Genomic DNA, 2,472 nt, shown 5'->3' with positions numbered 1-2,472 from the left:
CGCCTTCGCGGGCCGCTTCAGCATGCTGGTCCGCCTGGCGACGGTCGACATCGGCTCCTGGGTGCTGCCGCTGGTTGCGCTCGCCCTGATCGCGCCGCGCGCCGGCATCGGCGGCCGCTTCGTCCACTACGTCGTCGCCAGCAACTGGGCTTCGGCCATCACCGCATGGCTGATGCTGCCCTCGGCGCTGATCCGGCTTTTCCTGTCGTCCGCAAGCCAGGCTGCGAGCCTTGTGTCGCTGTTCCTGTTTGCCCTGTCGATGGTGCTGATCTGGCGCAAGACCAACGCCACGATCGGCAGGGGCGCATCGGTCGGCACCGCCGTTTTCGTCGGCATGTTCATCGCCTCGCTGCTGGTGCTGTTCGGCCTGCAGGCGCTGCTCGGCATCACCGTGCCGGAGGATGTCGGAGTTCAGAGCCTGTCCGGGCTCGTCTCGACTGGATAATCGACACCGGTGAGAAACAGCCCGTCGGGCGGCGCCACCTGGCCACAGGCGGCGCGGTCGTGCGCCTCGAGCGCCGTTTTCAGGTCGGCCGCGGTCCAGCCGCCGTCGCCGACGCGCTTGAGCGAGCCGACCATCGAACGTACCTGATTGTGCAGGAATGAGCGCGCCGAAGCCCTGACCTCGATCATGTCGCCCTGTCGGCTCACATCGAGCCGTTCCAGCGTCCTGATCGGGCTGTTGGCCTGGCACTGGGTCGAGCGGAAGGTGGTGAAATCATGCCGTCCGAGCAGGACTTTCGCCGCTTCGTGCATGGCGCCGGCGTCGAGCCGCTTCGGCACCCACCATACCTTGCCCTTGTCGAGCGCGGCCGGGGCACGGCGGTTCAGGATGCGGTAGAGATAGTGGCGGCCGATGGCCGAGAAGCGGGCGTCGAAGCTGTCGGAGACGACTGTCGCTTTCAGGATGGCGATGCGCGCCCCGCCCGCCTGCAGATGGGCGTTGACGGCATCGCGCACCTTGTCGCCCGGCCACGCCTTGGCGAGGTCGGCATGCGCCACCTGCGCGGTCGCATGGACGCCGGCATCGGTGCGGCCGGCGGCGCGCAGCCGGATCGCTTCGCCGCAGAATTTTTCGATCGCCCGCTCGATCGCCTGTTGCACCGAAGGCTGATCCGCCTGGTGCTGCCAGCCGGCAAACAGACTGCCATCATATTCGATGTCGAGGCGAAAACGCGGCATGCCGGGCGGCTATACGCTCTCGCCTAGGCGGCGAGAGCGGTGAAGGCAGAGGCGTAGACTAGCCTGCCTGCTTCTGGTGCGTCACCCCAGGCCAGCGCCTGCAGCGCTTCGCCCTGGTACTCGCTCTCGAAGTTCTCGGCACGCGTGTGGCTATATCCGAAACGCCCGTAATAGATGGGGTCGCCGAGCACCACGGCCAGCGTTTCGCCGGCATCCCTGAGGCGGATATGCGCCTCGCGGATCAGCGCGCCGCCGATGCCGCTGCCATGGAACGAGGGCTCCACCGCCAGCGGTGCCAGCGCCACGGCCGCGAAAGTCTTGCCGCCATTCTGGACGAACAGCCGCGAAAACAGGATGTGACCGACCACCTGGCCGTCCTCTTCCGCCACCAGTTCGGCAACAGCGTCGCCGCCGGTCACCAGCGCGTCGACCAGACCGGCCTCCGCCTGCTGGCCGAAAGCGTGTTCCTCGACGAGGCGGATGGCCTCGCGATCCCGCGGCGTTGCCGCGCGTATCGACATCATGCTCATGAGAATTTCAGTCCTTTTTCGATCTTGGCCCCGCGCAGGAACTCCGACGCGGCAGCGGGCTTTCCGCCCGCGCGTTGAACTTCGACCAGCCTGATCGCGCCTGCCCCACAGGCGACCGTCAGCCGGTCATCGAGAATTCCTCCCGACTCGCCCAACTCTTCCCAAAGCGACAGGCCTTGCGACAGCGTCGAGCGAAGCAGTTTCAGCCGCTCCTGACGGCCGCCAATTCCTATCTCCGACCACGCGCCGGGAAAGGGCGACAGGCCGCGAATATGATTGTGGACCTCACTTGCTGAGCGAGTCCAGTCCACGCGAGTCTCGGATTTATCGATTTTCTTGGCGTAGGTCACCCCATCCACAGCTTGTGTGGTGAATGTCAGGGTATTCCTTTCCAGTCGCGCCAGCGCTTCCACCATCAAGGCAGCACCGACACTCATCAACCGATCATGCAGATCGCCGGCTGTCATATCGGGTTCGATGGCGCATTTTTCAACCAGCCCGACCGGGCCGGTGTCCAGCCCATCTTCCATGCGCATCACCATCATGCCGCTTTCCAGGTCGCCGGCCATGATGGCGCGCTGGATCGGCGCGGCACCGCGCCAGCGCGGCAGAAGCGACGCATGGCCGTTGATGCAGCCGAGCCGGGTCGCCTCGAGAACCGCCTTCGGCAGCAGCAAGCCATAGGCGACGACCACGGCGACATCGGCCTGCAAGGCACGGAAAGCGGCCTGCTCGGCCTCGCCCTTGAGCGAAACCGGCG

4 protein-coding genes are annotated in these 2,472 nt (G+C 66.2%); 1 reads left to right on the top strand and 3 read right to left on the bottom strand.

Going from position 1 to position 2,472, the window contains the following annotated elements:
• Positions 1–445, top strand: a 445-nt coding sequence (locus tag EN750_RS29155) for a transporter (RefSeq protein ID WP_127398816.1), incomplete at its 5' end; no start/stop codon positions are given.
• On the opposite strand, the gene truA is transcribed toward EN750_RS29155, so the two are convergent.
• The 3 genes from truA to fmt all read right to left on the bottom strand — a co-directional run.
• Entirely contained in the window at positions 412–1,182 is a 771-nt protein-coding gene (truA, locus tag EN750_RS29150) for a tRNA pseudouridine(38-40) synthase TruA (protein ID WP_127318314.1), read from the bottom strand. The genes EN750_RS29155 and truA overlap by 34 nt on opposite strands.
• A gap of 23 nt (positions 1,183–1,205) precedes the next feature.
• Positions 1,206–1,712 (bottom strand): N-acetyltransferase, encoded by a 507-nt coding sequence (locus EN750_RS29145; RefSeq protein WP_127398815.1) that lies wholly within the window; start codon positions 1,710–1,712, stop codon positions 1,206–1,208.
• Positions 1,709–2,472: methionyl-tRNA formyltransferase (gene fmt / locus EN750_RS29140; protein WP_127398814.1), on the bottom strand; the 764-nt coding region annotated here is incomplete at its 5' end. The genes EN750_RS29145 and fmt, both read right to left, overlap by 4 nt.

The organism is Mesorhizobium sp. M7A.F.Ca.ET.027.03.2.1, from assembly GCF_003999175.1.
GTDB lineage: Bacteria > Pseudomonadota > Alphaproteobacteria > Rhizobiales > Rhizobiaceae > Mesorhizobium.
Note: the sequence above shows the minus strand (reverse complement) of the source record. Positions and strands in the feature narration are given on the sequence as shown.

What these genes read in the sequence shown, in the direction of transcription:
- EN750_RS29145 (WP_127398815.1), bottom strand. Translation starts at nt 1,712, where the DNA reads ATGAGCATGATGTCGATACGCGCGGCAACGCCGCGGGATCGCGAGGCC.
- truA (WP_127318314.1), bottom strand. Translation starts at nt 1,182, where the DNA reads ATGCCGCGTTTTCGCCTCGACATCGAATATGATGGCAGTCTGTTTGCC.